1 pseudogene is annotated in these 663 nt (G+C 80.8%); it reads right to left on the minus strand.

Annotation, left to right across the window (positions count from 1 at the left end):
- A pseudogene (locus KUM32_RS35385) lies at positions 1-663 on the minus strand (hypothetical protein); the annotation flags it as partial.

Here is a 663-nt window from a genome sequence, read left to right on the forward strand (position 1 = left end):
GCCACCGAGCGGGCCGCGTCGGCGCAGTACAGCCGCTCGTCGGCGGCCCAGTGCTCGCGCACCGCGTCGGCCAGCAGCGCGTCGAGCCCCTCCAACGCCTGGCGCAGCGCGGCTATGCCGTACGCCAGGGCCCAGGCGTCGGCCGCCGCGTACCAGAGCCGGCGCGCCGTCTCCACCGCGAGCGCGAGGCCGAGCAGCAGGCCCGTGGCGCCCAGCCACGGCGGCGGGTCGGCCAGCGCGCCGCCGGCCACCCCGAGCGCCGCTCCCGCGCACACCGCGACCCGCGGCCCCACGGCCCACCGGTCCGGGTGGCCGGAGCCCCAGAGGCGGGCGGCGCCGAGCACCACCACGGCGATGAAGACCAGCGGCACGAGCGCGGCCAGCGCGATCAGCGGGCCCTGCCACAGGCCGCCCGACACGCCCGCCAGGCCGGCCGCCGCGATGCCGATCGCGGGGGCCGGCACCGGGTCGCCGCTGCCCCGGGTGCGGTGGGCCACCGCCTCGGGGGAGTGCTCCGCCAGGCGCGGTAGCAGCGCCGAGCCGGGCACCGGCTCCACCCGGCCGGCCAGGCCGGTGAAGCGCTGGGCGACGGCGCGCAGCGCGAGCCCCTGCCCGAGCAGCTTGCCGGCGAACTCGCGCAGCCCCTCGCCGATCCGCTCACCC

This window comes from Streptomyces sp. AC627_RSS907 (genome assembly GCF_019049165.1).